The sequence below is a fragment of the Plantibacter flavus genome (assembly GCF_051487245.1).
In the GTDB taxonomy this organism is placed as follows: Bacteria; Actinomycetota; Actinomycetes; order Actinomycetales; family Microbacteriaceae; genus Plantibacter; species Plantibacter flavus_B.
In genome coordinates this window covers 473,607-489,705 of the sequence record NZ_JAHVDH010000005.1, presented here as the reverse complement: position 1 = coordinate 489,705, position 16,099 = coordinate 473,607, and the positions used below count along the sequence as shown (strand labels likewise).

The following is a 16,099-nucleotide window of genomic DNA, read 5'->3' as shown; positions in this document are numbered from 1 at the left end:
TCTCACGGAACCGGTCGGAAAGGAAGCAGAACGACATGACGACTCCCGTCTTGGAGGCCCGAGGCCTCTCCAGGCAGTTCGGGCACGTCCGCGCCCTCGACGAAGCGGACTTCGAGGTCTACCCCGGTGAGGTCACCGCCCTCATCGGCGACAACGGCGCCGGCAAGTCCACCCTGGTGAAGGCCCTCTCCGGCAACCTCGCGGTCGACAGCGGGGTGATCCGGTTCGAAGGCGAACCGATCACGCTCTCGTCGCCCATGCAGTCGAGCGCGCTCGGCATCGAGACCGTCTACCAGGACCTCGCGCTCGCCCCGCACCTCGACCCCGTGCAGAACGTCTACCTCGGCCGCGAGATCATGCGCCCGGGGCTCGGCGGCCTGCTCGGCCTCATGAACGTGAAGGAGATGAGCAAGCAGTCGCGTCACGCGTTCGACGAACTCGGCGCGACGGTCCGCTCCCTCACCGACCCGGTCGGCGCGATGTCCGGTGGTCAGCGGCAGGCGATCGCGATCGCCCGCGCCGTGCACTGGGCCAACAAGGTCGTCTTCCTCGACGAGCCCACCGCGGCGCTCGGCGTTCGCCAGACGAAGAACGTGCTGGAGACCATCCGGCGGGTCCGCGACAAGGGCATCGCCGTCGTCTTCATCAGCCACTCGATGCCGCACGTCATGGAGGTGTCCGACCGCGTGCAGGTGCTGCGGCTCGGCCACCGAGCGGCGTCGGTCGACACGAAGGACACCAACATGGAGGAACTCGTCGGTCTCATGACCGGTGCGAGCACGAGGAACGTCGCATGAGCGCGGTGAAGCAGGCCGAGATGGGGCCGGAGACGACGGCCATCGAGACGGCCAGAGACCGGGAGACGCCGATCAGGAAGCTCTTCAAGGCGCAGGCCTTCCAGATCTTCATCGTGCTCCTCGTCGTCATCGCGATCTTCTCGGCGCTCGCGCCGGACACCTTCGCGCAGCTGTCGAACCTGCGGCTCGTGGTGCAGAACGCCTCGATCCTCGCCGTGCTCGGCGTCGGGATGACCTACGTCATCATCACCTCGGGCATCGACCTGTCCGTCGGCTCGGTCCTCGTCTTCTCCGGGGTGGTCTCAGCGTTGACGATGCGGGCGATCGGCGGAGACGACTGGGGCACGGCCACCGTGGGCATCATCGTGTCGATCCTCGTCGGCATCGTCTGGGGCACGTTCAACGGCATCCTCATCTCCAAAGCCAAGGTCCCGCCGCTGATCGTCACCCTCGGTAGCCTCGGCATGGCGCTCGGCCTCGCCCAGATCCTCACCGGCGGCGTCGACATCCGCGAGGTGCCCTCCGTCCTGACCGACTCCATCGGGTACGGCAACATCTTCGGCGCGGTTCCGATCATCTCCGTCATCGCGCTCGTCGTCGTCGTCATCGGTGCCCTCATCCTGCACAAGACCAAGTTCGGTCTGTACACCTACGCCGTGGGCTCCAGCGAAGAGGCGGCACGTCGGGTCGGTGTGAAGGTGGACCGTCACCTCATCCGCATCTACGCGATCTCCGGTGGTCTCGCCGGTCTCGCCGGCATCCTGTCGCTGTCGCAGTTCGGCACGACGGCGATCGCCGGTCAGTCGCAGACGAACCTGAACGTCATCGCCGCGGTCGTCATCGGTGGCACGTCGCTCTTCGGCGGCTACGGCACCATCTTCGGCACCGTCGTCGGCCTCTTCATCCCGGCGGTGCTCCAGAACGGCTTCGTCATCACCGGTGTGCAGCCGTTCTGGCAGCAGGTCGCGGTCGGCGCCGTCCTCATCCTGGCGGTCTACGTCGATCAGGTCCGTCGCTCCTCCGCCGCCCGCGGCGGATCCACAAGCTTCTGGCGAGCCCTCGTCAGCAGAAAGAAGAAGTAACGAGGAAACACCCCCAACCCGCACCAGTCCCAGCAACACCATCGGTAGTAGTCCAGCAATTCAAGAGAAACGGGTAATCACAATGAAGTGGAAGAAGTCAGTTCTCGGAGTCCTCGCGATCGGCGCGACGGCCGGCCTCATGCTCACCGGCTGTTCCGGTGGGTCGAGCTCCGGCGGCAGCAGCGCGGGCGCAGGCTCCGACGGCTACAAGATCGCGTTCATCCAGGGCGTCGCCGGCGACGAGTTCTACATCTCGATGCAGTGCGGTATCGAATCGGCGGCGAAGGACGCCGGTGCAACGGTCACCACGCAGGGCCCCGAGAAGTTCGACCCGACGCTGCAGAAGCCGCTCGTCGACTCGGTCGTCGCCTCGAAGCCCGACGCCATCCTCGTCGCACCGACGGACGTGAAGGCCATGGAGGCTCCGCTGAAGGCAGCCGCCGACGCAGGCATCAAGGTCGTCCTCGTCGACACCACGGTCGACGACCCGTCGTTCGCGGTCTCGCAGATCTCCAGCGACAACAAGGGCGGCGGCGCTGCGGCGTTCGACGCGATCAAGGAGGCCCACCCCGACGGCGGCAAGGTCCTCGTCGTGTCGGTCGACCCCGGCATCTCGACCACGGACGCCCGTGCAGAGGGCTTCCAGGAGGCTGTCGCGGCTGACAGCAAGTTCACCGACCTCGGTGTGCAGTACAGCCACAACGAGCCGGCCACCGCGGCTGAGATCGTGACCGCTGCGCTCCAGAAGGACCCCGACATCGTGGGCATCTTCGCTGCGAACCTGTTCGCTGCTGAGGGCTCCGCGACCGGTGTCAAGCAGGCCGGCAAGGCCGACTCGGTCACCATCGTCGGATTCGACGCCGGTCCCGCCCAGGTCAAGCAGCTGAAGGAGGGCACCGTCCAGGCGCTCGTCGCTCAGGAGCCGGCCACCATCGGCAAGGACGGCGTCGCGCAGGCGATCGCCGCGCTGAACGGCGACAAGGTCGAAGCCAAGATCCAGACCGGCTTCACCATCATCACGAAGGACAACGTCGACGGCGACGCGAAGGATGCCGTCTACCAGTCCAAGTGCAGTTAGGTCGTCCAGACCTCCCCGCACCATCAGACCGCGTCGGCGTCGGAGCTCACTGCTCCGGCGCCGACGCGCTGTGCTGCCGGCGAGGGGCCGCCAGCGCGATGCGCTGACCCGAGCGCGGCTTTGTGGTGCGAACGCGGGTCTGTGGCTCGAGCGCGAGTCTGTGGCGCGAGCGCGGGTCTCCGAAGGGGCGCGCTCGCGCGCGTGGGCCGCGGTGGGACCAGCGCACCGCGCTGGCACAATCGCTAGCGCACGAGGGTGAGCAGGCGCGCGACCTCGGCGGCGACGGCCTCGCGCGCGGGGCCGAGGTACTTCCGCGGGTCGACCACAGCAGGGTCAGCGTCGAGGGCGGCGCGGACGGCCCGGGTGAAGACACCGTTGATGTGGGTCGAGATGTTGATCTTCCGCATGCCGCACTCCACCGCCCGCACGAGGTCGGCGTCGCTCACGCCACTCGATCCGTGCAGCACGAGGGGCACGGGCACGGCCGCGGCGAGCTCGGCGATCAGGTCGAAGTCGAGCGACGCGCTGCGCGAGGTCATCGCGTGGGAGCTGCCGACGGCGACCGCGAGGCCGTCGACCCCGGTCGCCGCCACGAACGCGACGGCATCTCCGACGTCCGTGCGGACGCCCGGCGTGTGCGCCCCACCCTTCCCGCCGATCGCGCCGAGCTCCGCTTCGACCCAGACACCCTGCGCCTGCGCGGAAGCCGCGACCGCGGCCGTCCTCGCCCGGTTCTCGTCGTCGGGGAGCGTCGCAGCGTCGAACATCACCGAGGTGAAGCCGAGCGCCACCGCCTGGTCGACGAGCGCTTCATCCTCAGCGTGATCGAGGTGGACGGCGGCCCGGACGGAACCCTCGCGAGCGAGTTCGAGGGCGGCGACGCCGATCGGCCCGAGGCCGCCGTGGTAGACCGCCGCGTTCTCCGATACCTGCAGGATCACGCCTCGGCCGGCGCGTCGGGCGCCCTCGAGGATGGCCTCCCCGTGCTCCAGCTGGATGACGTTGAACGCGAGGACGGCCCGCTGGGTCGCGAGCAGTTCGCCCGTGGTGACGAGGGTCATGCGATGGTTCCTCTCGGAGGGGCGACGCGTCGATGCGACGCCGACGGATGATCAGGCGGTGGGGGTGGTCGCGGCCAGCACGAGTTCGTTCCCCGCCTCGGTGAGCCGGGTGGCGAGCAGTGGGGAGAGCCCGTCGTCGGTGACGATCAGGTCGAACTCGTCGAGTCGGGCGGCCCGGTGGAAGGAGGTCGTCTCGAACTTCGCCGCGGTGACCGCGAGGATGGAGCGGTCGCCGGCACGGAGCATCGCCCGTTTCACCTCGGCCTCCTCGGGTGTCGTGGTCGTCGCGCCGGGGCCCTGACCGACGCCGTTCGCGCCGATGACGACGAGGTCGGCGTTGATCTCCGACAGTCGTTCGACCGTCCACGGCCCGACGGTCGCCTGGGTGACGGTGCGGACGGCGCCCGGCAGGGAGAGGACGGTGAGGTGCGGCCGACCGGCGAGCAGTGCCGCGATGGGGAGGCTGTTCGTCACGACCAGCAGTCGATGCCCTGCGGGGATGAGGCTCGCGACCTCGAGGGTCATCGATCCCGAGTCGAGGATGACGACGCCGTCCTCCGGGAGGTGCTCGGCCACGACCCGGGCGACCGCTGCCCGTTCGACGTGCTCGCCCTCGCGTCGCCTTGCCAGGTTCGGTTCGAAGGGCGCTCGCTCGGTGAGGACCGCACCGCCGTGGTGCCGGCGCACGAGGCCCCGTCGTTCGAGGGCGGCGAGGTCGCGCCGGATGGTCTCGGGTGTGACGCCCAGGCGGCTGCTCAGCTCGCCGACGATGAGTCCGTCGCCGTCGCGCACGCCCGCGAGGATCGCGGCTTGCCGCTCTGCTGGGTACATGCCTGCTCCATCGCTCGGGTCACGGTGCGTCCACTGTATCCGAATCGGCCCGATATGGCTTCCGATTGTGTGGGATTCGTGTCAGTATCAACATACTCGGACATCGATCGGTGATGACGAACTCGACGATGATGACGACACGGAGGATGCGGATGCCGGATCACGAGCGCCAGGGCTGGGCAGGGCAGCGTGGCGGGCGACTCCTCCTCGGGATCGACGTCGGCCAGACCGCAGTGAAGGCTGTGCTGCACGACGAGCGGTTGCAGCCGATCGCCGTCGCCCGCCGGACGAGCCCCGTCGACCGTCCCGCCCCGCGGTTCGCCGAGCGCTCGCAGGACGCGCTCTGGGCCGCGGTCGCCGATGCTGTGGCTGAGCTCGTGTCCGCTTCGGGCGTCGACCCGGGCGCCATCGCCGCGATCGGGATCACGGGCCACGGTGACGGCCTCCACCTCGTGACGGCGTCGGGTGAGCCGGTGGGGCCGGCGATCACCGCCATGGATTCGCGCGCCCACCGTGAAGCAGCCGAACTGGCGGCAGACCCCGAGCGGCTCCGTGTCGTCCTCGAACGCTCCGGCCAGCTGCCGACGCCCGGCGCCGCGGGCAACCTGCTCCTCTGGCTCCTCCGCCACGATCCCGAACGGGTCGCCCGCGCTGACGTGATGCTGTTCTGCAAGGACGTCGTCCGTCTGCGTCTCACGGGGGACGTCTCCACCGACTACTCCGACGCCTGTGCCTCGTTCCTCGACGTCGGCACCGGGAGTTGGAGTCCGGAGGTCCTCGCGGCGTACGGTCTGCCGAGCGACCTCCGACGCCTCCTCCCCGACGTCACCGTGAGCGGCGCCGTCGTCGGGCACGTCCTCCCGGACGCGGCCGCTCGCACCGGACTCGCCGTCGGCACCCCTGTCGTGTCCGGTCTCCACGACGTGCAGGCGTCGTCGATCGGCATGGGGGCCCTCGTGCCCGGCCGACTCGCCCTCGTCGCCGGTTCGTTCAGCACCAACGGCGTGACCACGACCCGTGGCGACGTCGACCCCCGCTGGCAGTCCCGGCTCTCCATCACCCCCGACCTCCGGATCGCGATGTCCACCTCGGCGACCGCGTCGCCGTCGTTCGACTGGACGCTCCGCCTGCTCGGTGTCGGTTCTCCGACTGAACGGGACGCCCTCCTCGCCGAGGCGGCGCTCCTCGACCCCGAGGAGGCTGTGCCCCTCGTGCTGCCGTTCCAAGCGGACTCTCCGCTCGGAGCCGCGGCCTCGGGCACCTTCGCCGGGATCCGAGACGGGCACACGCGGGCGCACATCGTGCGTGGAGCGCTCGAGGGCATCGTGCTCATGCACCGCTGGCACACGCGGGCGCTCGGCGAGCGGTTCACGTGGGATGAGCCGATCCTGTTGGGTGGAGGCCTCGCCCGCTCTCCGTTGTACGTCCAGCTCGTCGCGAACGCACTGCGTGCCCCGATCTCCGTCGTCGCATCGGAGGAGGCGGGGGCATTCGGTGCTGCCGCTGTCGCCGGGGTCGCCGTCGGGCTGCTCCCGTCGGTGGAGGACGTGCAGCTGGCGCTCGTGCAGCATGCGGCCCCGGTGCTCCCGACGGAGGCGTCTGCCACGTACTGGGCGGGTGTGGGCGCGGCGTTCGACGATCTCGTCACCGCGCTCGACCCGTGGTGGGTGGGTCGTCCGGACGCCGTGCACCCTGCCGAGGCGTCCGTCGTCGGTCCGTCGGAGCCGAGCGCATGAGCGCGTCGACTGAGCCGCCAGCCGTCCGCCCCGTCGACGAACGACGCCTGCGCATCCTTGCGCTGTTGGACGACGCCGGGCGGGTCGAGGTCGCAGCGCTGTCGGCGTCACTCGGCGTGACGGAGGAGACCATCCGCCGAGACCTCCGGGCGCTCGAAGACGACGGCCTGCTCGAACGTGCGCACGGGGGAGCGGTCAGGGTGTCGGAGGACGCAGCAGGTGACCGAGGGGCGACACAGGCGGCTCGTGCGGTCGCGACCGCAGCCGCGGCGCTGGTCGCACCCGGTGCGCAGATCCTCCTGGGCGGAGGAGCGGCCTGCGAGGCGCTCGCGGCTCACCTCGCCGATCGACCCGACCTGACGGTGTTCACCTCCTCGATCCCCGTCGCTGTGGCCGCGGCCCTCGCGGAGGCGGCGGGCACGGTCCACTCGATCGGCGGGACGGTCGACGAGCGCGGTTCGTTGACCGGCGCCTGGGCGCGTGGTCGCCTCGACGACCTCCGGGTCGACGTCGCCTTCGTCACGGCGAACGGGCTCCGTGCCGACGGACGACTGCTGCACCGGACGCCGGAGGACGCCGCTCTCACCACCGCCATGACGAGGGCGGCGCGGTCGACCGTGCTCCTCGGCGATCCGCTGGTCGACGAGAGCCCGGGGGCCACGGCCTCCGTCGCACTCTCCACCGTCGCCGCAGCGGTGCTCGGGCGGGACGCCAGCGAGAGCACGGTCAGCATGCTGGAGGAGGCGGGCGCCCGGGTCCACCACGTGCCGGGCGAGGACGAGGACGCGGACGAGCGCCGCGAGGCAGGGGCGACGGTATGAGCGGCATCGTGACGGTGACCCCGGCGGCCGCCATCGACCAGACGTATCGAGTGGCAGCGCTCCGGATCGGCGACGTCAACCGTGCCGACGGTGTCTCCACGGAGCTGAGTGGCAAGGGCGTCAACGTCGCCCGGGCGATCGCCCTCTCCGATGTCGCCGTGCGAGCGGTCGTCCCCCTCGGCGAGGACGGCGGACTCCTCGCCCGGGAACCGGCGCTCGCCGAACTGCTCTCGATCGTCGAGACGGGCGGTCGAACCCGCGTGAACACCACGATCCTCGACGCGGTGACGGGCACGACGAAGGTCAACGAACCGGCGATCCCGCTGTCGCTGAGCGTCTGGGAGCAGGTGGTCCAGGCCGCGTCCGACGACATCGAACGGCTCGGTGCCGACTGGTTGGTGGTCTCGGGCACCATCCCCGATGTCGCTGGTGGTGGCGGCCCGGTGGACATCGTCGAACTCCTCAGACGCGCTGGCGAACACGGCGCTCGCGTCGCGGTCGACACGGCGGGTGCCGCGCTGCGACTCGCCGCCCGGCACCTCGACCTCGTCCATCTGCTGAAGCCCAACGTCCATGAGCTCGCGGAGCTCACCGGCCGTGAGCTGCGCACGGTCGGAGACGTCGCCCACGCGGCGGGCGAACTCCACGAGGCCGGTTGCGACCTCGTCTACGTGAGCATGGGAGCCGACGGCGCGCTCGTGCGCTCGGTCGACGGGCTCTGGCACGCGCGGGCCCGTGCGACGCCGGTGAACACCGCGGGAGCCGGCGACGCCTCGCTCGCGGGGTTCCTCGTCGGGCTGCGTGGCGCGGACGGTCGCGACGACGTCGCCGCGGCGATCTCCGCGGCAGCCTCGTGGGGAGCGCTCGCGGTCTCGAGCGCCACGACCATCCTCGAGAGCCTGGACGGTGCCCAGGAGGCGATCCTCGTGCGGGATCCCGATCCGTCGACGTCGCTGTCGGAGCCCGGGTCGCCGTGAGCCTACGTCTGGGCAGGGCCACCATGCGGTGCGGCTCAGCGGATCTCGCCAACGACCCCGCGGAACGGGTCGAGCCGGGCGTCGTCCGGGTCGAGTTCGGTGACCAGGGTGTCGATGCCGGCCGGTGCCAGAGCGCGCACCCGCGAGTGCGACTGCAGTTTGCTCGCGTCGATCGCGAGGATCAGATGGTCGGTCGCCGCCGACATCGCCGACTTCACGGCGGCCTGCGCCAGTGTGCTCTCGCTCGTCCCCGTCTGCGCGTGCACGCCCATCGCCGACGTCACCGCGCACTCCAGATGGAAGGTGCCGAACGCCTGCTCGGTCAGCGATCCGACGAGGCTGAGGTTGTGCTCCTCGCGCTCGCCGCCCGTGAGGTAGGCGCGGACGTCGGGCAGCTTCGCAAGCGCGTCGAACGCGACGAGTCCGTTGGTGACGACGGTGAGTGCTGCGGACGGTGGCAGCAGTTCGGCGAGCAGACAGACCGTCGTCGAGGCGTCGAAGCCGACGGAGCCGCCGTTCGGGAGCAGCGGCAGGATCTTCCGCGCGATGCGTTCCTTCGCCGCGCGGTGCTGCGAGCGTCGCAGGGAGAAGGGGTCGGCGAGTGCCGGGACGATCCCGCCGCGCACCCGGCGGACGAGTCCACTGCGTTCGAGGGCCTCGAAGTCGCGGCGCACGGTCATCTGGTGCACCTCGTAGCGCTCGGCGGCGCTCTCGAGCGAGACGGCTCCTGCCGTGCGCGCGGTCTCGAGGATGTCGGCGCGTCGAGCTTCGGCATCGAGCGTGCTGCGCAGCGCCATGGTGTCCTCCGATGATGCTTGCCGGGAATGTTGTTCGGTGCTAACTTCACACACAATAACATTCGAGCCAGCGCACGGCGGCTGATTTCAGCCGATGACGGCGGCGCGGCCGCAGATGCAGACACGAGGACGTGAGCAGATGACCCACCCGGTGCCCGACCGCTTCCACGCGGCCGTCGACCTCGGCGCGTCGAGCGGTCGCGTCATGCTCGGGCGGCTGGGTGCGGACGGCCTGGAACTCCGCGAGGTGCGGCGGTTCGCGAACGCACCGGTCGAGATCGCCGGCGAGTTGCACTGGGATGTGGAGCGACTGTTCACCGAGACGCTCCGCGGCCTGGCGGAGGCTGTACGGCAGGCGGCAGCCGCCGGGAGGACACTCGACGGGATCGGCGTGGACAGCTGGGGCGTCGACGGCGCGCTCGTGCGTGACGCGGGGCAGGATGCCGGGATGCGCAACCCGCCGCCGGTCCGGCACCACCGCGGAGCCGATCCAGCAGAACCCGCTCGTGCCGCACTGCTCGTCCCGACGCCTGAGGCCTACGCCGTCAGCGGTGTGCTCGAACAGGCCATCAACACGTCCTCCCAACTGCGCTCGCGGCTCCGGACGTCGACCTCCGATGAGCTCCCCGGCACCTTGCAACTCGTGCCCGACCTGTGGGTGCACCTCCTCACCGGCGCGATCGGTGCCGAGCGCACGATCGCCTCGACGACGCAGCTGTTCGACCAGCGCACCGGGACGTGGGCGGATGAGCTCATCGAGCGTTGGGGGCTCGACGCGGTGACCTTCCCACCCGTCAGCGATCCCGGCACGCTCGCGGGCATGACGACCGCCGCTGTGACCAGCGCCCTCGGGGCTTCCGACCCGATCCCGGTCTACCGGGTCGCGGAACACGACACGGCCTCGGCGCTCGCCTTCGCGGCCCCGGACGGCGCGGAACTGCTCGTCTCCAGTGGGAGCTGGTCGCTCGCAGGAGTCTGTCTGGGTGCACCGGTGCTCACCGAGGAGGCGCGCCTCGCCGAGTTCACGAACGAGGCCGGCGCCTCTGGCACGACCCTCCTCCTCCGCAACCTCTCCGGCATGTGGCTCCTCACCGAGTGCGCCCGCAGCTGGTCGATCGCTGACGCGGCGCCGCTGGACCCGGTCGATCTGGTCATCGCAGCGAGGGATCATGCCCGGAGCGAGCCCGGCGACGCCTCCGCCCCGCCGGTCTTCGACGTCGGTGACGCGAGGCTCCTCGCCCCCGGCGACATGCCGTCCCGGATCGCAGCGCTCTGCGTCGAGCGCTGCGGAGTCGCCCCCGAGGGTCGTCTCGGCACCGTGCGAAGCATCGTCGAGAGTCTCGCAGCCGCCTACGCCGACACGGTCGCCGCCTGCGAGGCGCTCACCGGCACCACGGTGCGCACCGTGCGCATCGTGGGCGGCGGGTCGCGGAACGCGCTGCTGGCGGAGCGCACGGCTGCGCGCACCGGTCTGCCCGTCACGACCGGGCCGGCCGAGGCCTCGTCGCTCGGCAATCTGGCCGTGCAACTCGTCGCCGCGGGTGCGGTCGGGACGATCCAGGAGGCGTACGCGGCGTTCGACCGGCGCGAGGCATCCTCGGCCTCGGGTGCGACGGTCGCCGCCGACGATCCCCGCGAGGCGAAGGAGCCGGCATGACCCCCATGACCACTGCGGAGCCCGAGCGGGCACGGCTCGTCGAGTTCTCCCGCGAACTCGGCCGAGTCGATCGCGCCTGGGCCCTCCTCGCCGAGGGCAACACCTCACTGCTGCTGCCGACCGCCGCCGGCGACCCCGTCGCGATGCTCGTCAAAGCGAGCGGTGCGTCGATGGCGCGAGCGACGCCCGGTGACTTCGTCAGACTCGAGCTACGCCCCGTCCTCGACCTCGTGGACGGTGCCGGCGGCGGCGACGCAGAGGTCGACGCGGTGTTCGATGCCGCTGCGCGTGCCGGTGGCGGTCGTCGCCCCTCCGTCGAGGCGATCCTGCACGCCGTCTGCCTCGACCTCCCGGGTGTCACGGCGGTCGGACACACGCACCCCGTCCCCGTCAACGCGCTACTCTGCTCGGCGTCCGCGGACGCGCTCACCCGCGGCTCGCTCTTCCCCGACCAGATCGTCGTCCTCGGCACCCGCCCGCTCCTCGTGCCCTACATCGACCCGGGACTGCAGCTCGCCCGCGTCGTCCGCACCATGCTGCGCGAGCACATCGAGGCGACCGGTCGTGTCCCGAAGGTCGTCTACCTGCAGAACCACGGCATGTTCGCCATCGGTGCCGACGCAGCCGAGGTGCTGCGCATCACCGAGATGGCCGTCAAGGTCGCAGAAGTGCTCCTCGGTTCGCTCGCCGCGGGTGGTCCGGTCTACCTCTCCGAGGAGGCCGTCGCGCGCATCGACACGAGACCCGACGAGCTCCACCGACGCGCAGAACTCGCGACGTCGACCAGCACGCCCAGCGCCGATCGTGCCGCAGCCGCACGGGAAGGAGACCACTCGTCATGAGCGGATCGACCAGCAGCACCGACCTCGTCGACCACGTCGCGATCATCACCGGGGCGTCGTCCGGCATCGGACGTTCCTATGCGCAGGCGCTCGCAGCCGTCGGCGTTCGCACCGTGCTCGTCGGCCGCTCCGTCGAGAAGCTGACGGCCGTGTCGACGGCGCTCCAGACCGAGAGTGTGATCCTCGCCGGCGACCTGGCGGATCCCTCGGTGTCGGTCGCGGCGGTGCAGCTCGCACTCGACACCTACGGGCGCCTCGACATCGTGCTCGCCAACGCTGGACTCTACGTCGGTGGCGACCTCGCCGACACCCCGATGACCGCGATCGAGGAGCTCGTCGGCGTCAACGTGCTCGGCGCGATGGCGACGGTCCGCGCCGCGCTCCCGCACCTCATCGAGCAGGGCGCGGGCGACGTCCTCGTCACGAGTTCCGTGTCCGGGCACCAGGACATCCACTGGGAACCCGTCTACTCGGCCACCAAGCACGCCATGCAGTCGTTCGTGCACACCGTCCGTCGGAACCTCGTCGGTTCCGGCGTCCGCCTCGGCGCCGTCGCACCGGGCGTCGTGCTGAACGAGCTGTGGGGGATCGCCGAGGGCGCGGACGGCATCGACGCGCAGATCGCCGCGCGGACCGGCATCCGCTCGGAGGACGTCGCCGACGCCGTGCTCTTCATGCTGACGAGGCCCAGGCACGTCACCATCCGCGACCTCGTCATCCTGCCCACCGACCAGGAGATCTGACACCCCGGCGCCCGAGCCGCTCCGGTCCCCGAGCCGCAACCGGTCCCCGAGCCTGTCGAGGGGCATCACCCACCAACCATGCACACTGAGCCGCCCCGTCCGCGGGACGCATTCGGTCCCCGATCCAGGGGCATCACCCAGAGGAGCACGACATGTACGAAGACCTCCACGGCCGCACCGCCGTGATCACCGGCGGGGCACGCGGGCTCGGCTACTCGCTCGCCACGGCGCTCGCCGCGCAGGGCGTGCAGATCGCCCTGCTCGACCTCCTGCCGACCGTCCACGAGTCCGCCGATCGACTCGCGGCCGAGCACGGCGTCCGCGCAGTCGGGTTCACCGTCGACGTGACCGATGCCGGAGCGGTCGAGGCCGCGTTCGCCGGCGCGGAAGCCGAACTCGGCGCCCCGTCCCTCCTCGTGACTGCAGCGGGCATCACGATCTGGGGCGACAGTGTCGACGTCCCGGCCGACACCTGGCGGAAGGTGCTCGCGGTGAACCTCGACGGTACGTTCTTCGCGGCGCAGTCGTTCGCGCGGCGGGCCGTTCCCGCTGGTCGGCCGGCCTCGGCGGTGTTCATCTCCTCGATGTCGGCGTTCATCGTCAACCAGCCGCAGTTCCAGGCCTCCTACAACGCGTCGAAGGCAGCGGTCAGTCACCTCGCCTCCTCGCTCGCGGTGGAGTGGGCCTCCGCGGGGGTCAGGGTGAACGCGATCGCGCCGGGCTACTTCCTGTCCGACATGACGCGCGAGTTCACCGAGGCGAACCCCGAACTCGCCGCCGAGTGGACGGCCGACATCCCCGCGGGCCGGATGGGACAGCCGGAGGACCTCCACGGCCTCGTCCTGCTCCTCGCCTCGGATGCCTCGTCCTACCTCACCGGGCAGAGCGTCGTGATCGACGGCGGCTACACCGCCCTGTAGTCCCGGCCTCTGGCCTCCATCCCGGTCCCTGGCCTCCACCCCGCGGTCCCTGAGGCCGTCGAAGGGCCACCCGAGCAGCACCCGAGGAGTCGACATGACGAACGAAACGAACAGCCCGTCGCCGGGCGACACCCAGCCGTGGGGCACGCGCCGGCGTCGTTTCGTCGAGGCCAGGTCCGGCGCCGTCGAGCGTGCCTGGGCGCCCCGCGCGGTGCGGGTCGAGGACGGTCCATCCATCGGTCGCCGTCAGATCGAACTCCGCCACCTCGGTGGGCTCGAGGTCACGGTCGAGGTCGATCAGTTCCTCGATCTCGGGGAGGCGTCCTGGAACGGTGAGGCGGTGTCGTTCGTCGCGCCGACGACCTCCCCACACGCCGAGGGGTGGGCGCGGCGTTGGCAGGGCGGTCTCCTCACGACGTGCGGACTGACCGCCGTCGGGGTCGCGTCGCCGGCCGAGGGCGGCATGCACGGCCGCGCGCACACCGTGCCGGCGAGCGTCACGCGGACCGAGGGACGCTGGTCGGACGACGGGCGGTACGAGCTCGCCGTCGAGGGCTTCCTCCGCGAGGGGGCGGTGTTCGAGCAGAACCTGACCCTCGAGCGCAGCATCCGCGCCGAGGTGGGGGTGGGCCGCATCGCCATCCATGACGTCATCCGGAACGAGGGGTTCGTCGCCGAGCCGGTGAAGGTGCTCTACCACCTGAACCTCGGTTGGCCGTTGCTCCACGGTGGCGCGATCGTTGCGGTGCAGGCGGATCCGGCGGTGGTCGTCGAGGCATCCGGGGTGGCGGGGGTCTGGCGGCGGGCGGTCGACGAGCCGGTCGCCGGCGCGGCGGAGCAGGTCGACGCGCTCGATGCGGTCGCGGAGCTGGACGGATGGTCGACCGCGACGCTCACTGGGGAGGCCGGCACGGTGACGATCAGATTCCGACCCGAGCAGCTGCCGTTCCTCACCATCTGGCGGAGCGCGGTCGCCGGCAGCTATGCGCTCGGGATCGAGCCCGGTACCTGCTGGCCGAGCCACGCGGTCGGTCCCGAGCGCGGCAAGGTCGGTCGGACGCTCGAGCCGGGGGAGTCGTTCGGCGTCGACCTGGAGATCGTGTTCAGCGCCGCCGAGGGCGTCTTCGCCGACTGATCGGGCCCGTTCGACGGGCGTTCCACGACGGATCCCGACGGTTTTGCGTCAGGGTATGTCATCGATGACATGGTTGAGATACACTCTCCATGACATCGATGACATGGAGTCATCGTCGGAACCCGACACGGACGTCGGAATCGATACGGAACCCGCTGTGCACACTGCTGTGACCACCGCTCCGCCCGCCGTGGCGACGGACACCCTCATCGCCGGCCTCGACCTCGGCAGTACCGGCGTGAAGATCCTCGTGACCGACCTCGACGGCGCCGAGGTCCTCATCCACCAGCTCCCCACGCCGTGGCTCGCCGGCCCCGGCGGCACCACGGTCATGGAGGCCGACGCCCTCGTCGCCACCATCCGCGAGCTCCTCGTCCATGTCGCCCGGCAGCTCGTCGAGCGTTTCGGCCCCGGCGCCCGCATCCAGGCCGTCGCGGTCTCCGGCATGGGGGAGTCCGGCATCGTCCTCGACCGCGCCGGTCGGCCGGTCGCCCCGGCGATCGCCTGGTTCGACCCGCGCGGCGCCGAACAGCTCGCAGCCCTCCCGCCGCAGCTCGCCGCAGAGTTCGCGGGGCGGACGGGGCTTCCGCTCGGTGTCCAGGTGTCGGTCGTCAAGCTCCTCCACCTCCGCGACGAGGGACTCGACCTCGCGGGCACCCGCTGGCTCAACCTGCCGGAGTTCGCCGTCGCCGCCTTGGGCGGTGTCGAGGCCGCCGAGTACTCGCTGTCCTCGCGCACCGGCCTGCTCGACCAGGACACCGGCGCCCCGTGGCCGGAGCTGCTCGCCCACCTCGGGGTCGACGAAACGTTCCTGCCGCCGTTCACCGACGCCGGAGCGCCACTCGGTACGGCGACCGCGGACTGGGTGCCGGAGGTCTTCGCGGGTGCATCGCTGACCGTCGCAGGCCACGATCACCTCGTCTCCGCCGTCTCCACCGGTTCGTTCCCCGCGGAGCGCTACCACGTGTCGATGGGCACGGCCGAGGTCCTGCTGCGCCGTCTCGACGAGCCGCTGCCGTTCGACGCCCGTGAGCGCCTCGCCGAGGTCTTCATCAACTGCGTCCGCCATGTCGTCCCGGGGACCTGGGTGCTCGTGGCCGGTGTGAAGACCGGACTGCTCATGCGCCGCACCCTCCAGCTCGTCGGCGTCACCGAACGTGCCGGCCGGGACCGTCTCGACGACGCCGTGATGGCCCTGCCCGTCGAAGGACTCCTCGCCGACGGCGACATCGTCGTCGCCGGAGCCCGCAACGACGACGGCGTGCTCCGACTCACGGTCCGAGCCGACGGCGCTGAGCCGGCGGAGCTCTTCGGTGCCGTCCTCCGCCACGGCAACGACGAACTGCGCGTGCTCATCGAGGCCATGGACCGCGAGGTCGAACCAGCCACGTCCGCGCTCCTCACCGGCGGGTGGGCGGGCATGCGCTCCGTCCAACGCGCCAGGGCCGAGGTCCTGCCGGGCGTGCAGGTCTCCGACCGCTCGCAGGACACCGCGTACGGCGCGGCGGTCTTCGCGCGTGCCCTCCTCGAACCGGCCGTCGTCGCGGCCGCGTCCCACCCCTGACCGATCCTCCGATCCCGACCAGCAGGCCCCGGCGCGAACCGTCGCCGGCACCAGACCC

15 protein-coding genes are annotated in these 16,099 nt (G+C 70.9%); 12 read left to right on the top strand and 3 right to left on the bottom strand.

Features of this window, described 5'->3' with window-relative positions; all coding sequences use genetic code 11:
* Nucleotides 1–35: 35 nt before the first annotated feature.
* The 3 genes from KXS11_RS15175 to KXS11_RS15165 all read left to right on the top strand — a co-directional run bounded on the left by KXS11_RS15175 (nt 36) and on the right by KXS11_RS15165 (nt 2,957).
* A complete protein-coding gene (locus KXS11_RS15175) occupies nt 36–797 on the top strand; it encodes an ATP-binding cassette domain-containing protein (protein ID WP_437386447.1) in 762 nt (253 codons plus the stop codon).
* The gene (locus tag KXS11_RS15170; protein ID WP_437386446.1) at nt 794–1,879 is read left to right on the top strand and encodes an ABC transporter permease; all 1,086 of its coding nucleotides are present in this window, start codon (nt 794–796) and stop codon (nt 1,877–1,879) included. The genes KXS11_RS15175 and KXS11_RS15170 overlap by 4 nt, the downstream gene beginning before the upstream one ends.
* Before the next feature lie 82 nt (nt 1,880–1,961).
* The gene (locus KXS11_RS15165; protein WP_437386445.1) at nt 1,962–2,957 is read left to right on the top strand and encodes an ABC transporter substrate-binding protein; all 996 of its coding nucleotides are present in this window, start codon (nt 1,962–1,964) and stop codon (nt 2,955–2,957) included.
* Between the two features lie 242 nt (nt 2,958–3,199).
* Here the strand turns inward: KXS11_RS15165 and KXS11_RS15160 are convergent, their stop codons facing one another.
* Complete coding sequence (locus KXS11_RS15160) at nt 3,200–4,018, bottom strand: class II fructose-bisphosphate aldolase (RefSeq protein ID WP_437386444.1); 819 nt, start codon at nt 4,016–4,018, stop codon at nt 3,200–3,202.
* A gap of 51 nt (nt 4,019–4,069) precedes the next feature.
* A complete protein-coding gene (locus KXS11_RS15155) occupies nt 4,070–4,849 on the bottom strand; it encodes a DeoR/GlpR family DNA-binding transcription regulator (RefSeq protein WP_437386443.1) in 780 nt (259 codons plus the stop codon).
* Between the two features lie 152 nt (nt 4,850–5,001).
* Between KXS11_RS15155 and KXS11_RS15150 the strand changes: the two genes are divergently transcribed.
* Genes KXS11_RS15150 through KXS11_RS15140 form a run of 3 tightly spaced genes read left to right on the top strand, consistent with a single transcriptional unit; the run spans nt 5,002 to nt 8,383 of the window.
* The gene (locus KXS11_RS15150) at nt 5,002–6,585 is read left to right on the top strand and encodes an FGGY-family carbohydrate kinase (RefSeq protein ID WP_437386442.1); all 1,584 of its coding nucleotides are present in this window, start codon (nt 5,002–5,004) and stop codon (nt 6,583–6,585) included.
* A complete protein-coding gene (locus KXS11_RS15145) occupies nt 6,582–7,406 on the top strand; it encodes a DeoR/GlpR family DNA-binding transcription regulator (protein WP_437386441.1) in 825 nt (274 codons plus the stop codon). The genes KXS11_RS15150 and KXS11_RS15145 overlap by 4 nt, the downstream gene beginning before the upstream one ends.
* On the top strand, nt 7,403–8,383 hold the full coding sequence (locus tag KXS11_RS15140) for a 1-phosphofructokinase family hexose kinase (RefSeq protein WP_437386440.1): 981 nt from the start codon (nt 7,403–7,405) through the stop codon (nt 8,381–8,383). Before KXS11_RS15145 ends, KXS11_RS15140 begins: the two co-directional genes overlap by 4 nt.
* A gap of 35 nt (nt 8,384–8,418) precedes the next feature.
* Here the strand turns inward: KXS11_RS15140 and KXS11_RS15135 are convergent, their stop codons facing one another.
* Nucleotides 8,419–9,180, bottom strand: coding sequence for a DeoR/GlpR family DNA-binding transcription regulator (locus KXS11_RS15135; protein WP_437386439.1), 762 nt, complete (start codon nt 9,178–9,180; stop codon nt 8,419–8,421).
* Between the two features lie 139 nt (nt 9,181–9,319).
* On the opposite strand from KXS11_RS15135, the gene KXS11_RS15130 reads away from it, so the two are divergent.
* The 6 genes from KXS11_RS15130 (at nt 9,320) to KXS11_RS15105 (ending at nt 16,041) form a co-directional block, all read left to right on the top strand.
* Nucleotides 9,320–10,837: a rhamnulokinase gene (locus KXS11_RS15130; RefSeq protein ID WP_437386438.1), complete on the top strand. Its 1,518-nt coding sequence runs from the start codon at nt 9,320–9,322 to the stop codon at nt 10,835–10,837.
* Entirely contained in the window at nt 10,834–11,679 is an 846-nt protein-coding gene (locus KXS11_RS15125) for a class II aldolase/adducin family protein (RefSeq protein WP_437386437.1), read from the top strand. The genes KXS11_RS15130 and KXS11_RS15125 overlap by 4 nt, the downstream gene beginning before the upstream one ends.
* Complete coding sequence (locus KXS11_RS15120) at nt 11,676–12,422, top strand: SDR family oxidoreductase (RefSeq protein WP_437386436.1); 747 nt, start codon at nt 11,676–11,678, stop codon at nt 12,420–12,422. The genes KXS11_RS15125 and KXS11_RS15120 overlap by 4 nt, the downstream gene beginning before the upstream one ends.
* 152 nt (nt 12,423–12,574) lie before the next feature.
* Nucleotides 12,575–13,342 (top strand): SDR family oxidoreductase, encoded by a 768-nt coding sequence (locus KXS11_RS15115; RefSeq protein ID WP_437386435.1) that lies wholly within the window; start codon nt 12,575–12,577, stop codon nt 13,340–13,342.
* A gap of 94 nt (nt 13,343–13,436) precedes the next feature.
* Nucleotides 13,437–14,477 carry a DUF4432 family protein gene (locus KXS11_RS15110; RefSeq protein WP_437386434.1) on the top strand — a complete coding sequence of 347 codons (1,041 nt, stop codon included), beginning with the start codon at nt 13,437–13,439 and terminating at the stop codon, nt 14,475–14,477.
* Nucleotides 14,478–14,634: 157 nt separating this feature from the next.
* Nucleotides 14,635–16,041, top strand: coding sequence for an FGGY-family carbohydrate kinase (locus KXS11_RS15105; protein ID WP_437386433.1), 1,407 nt, complete (start codon nt 14,635–14,637; stop codon nt 16,039–16,041).
* Nucleotides 16,042–16,099 lie beyond the last annotated feature (58 nt).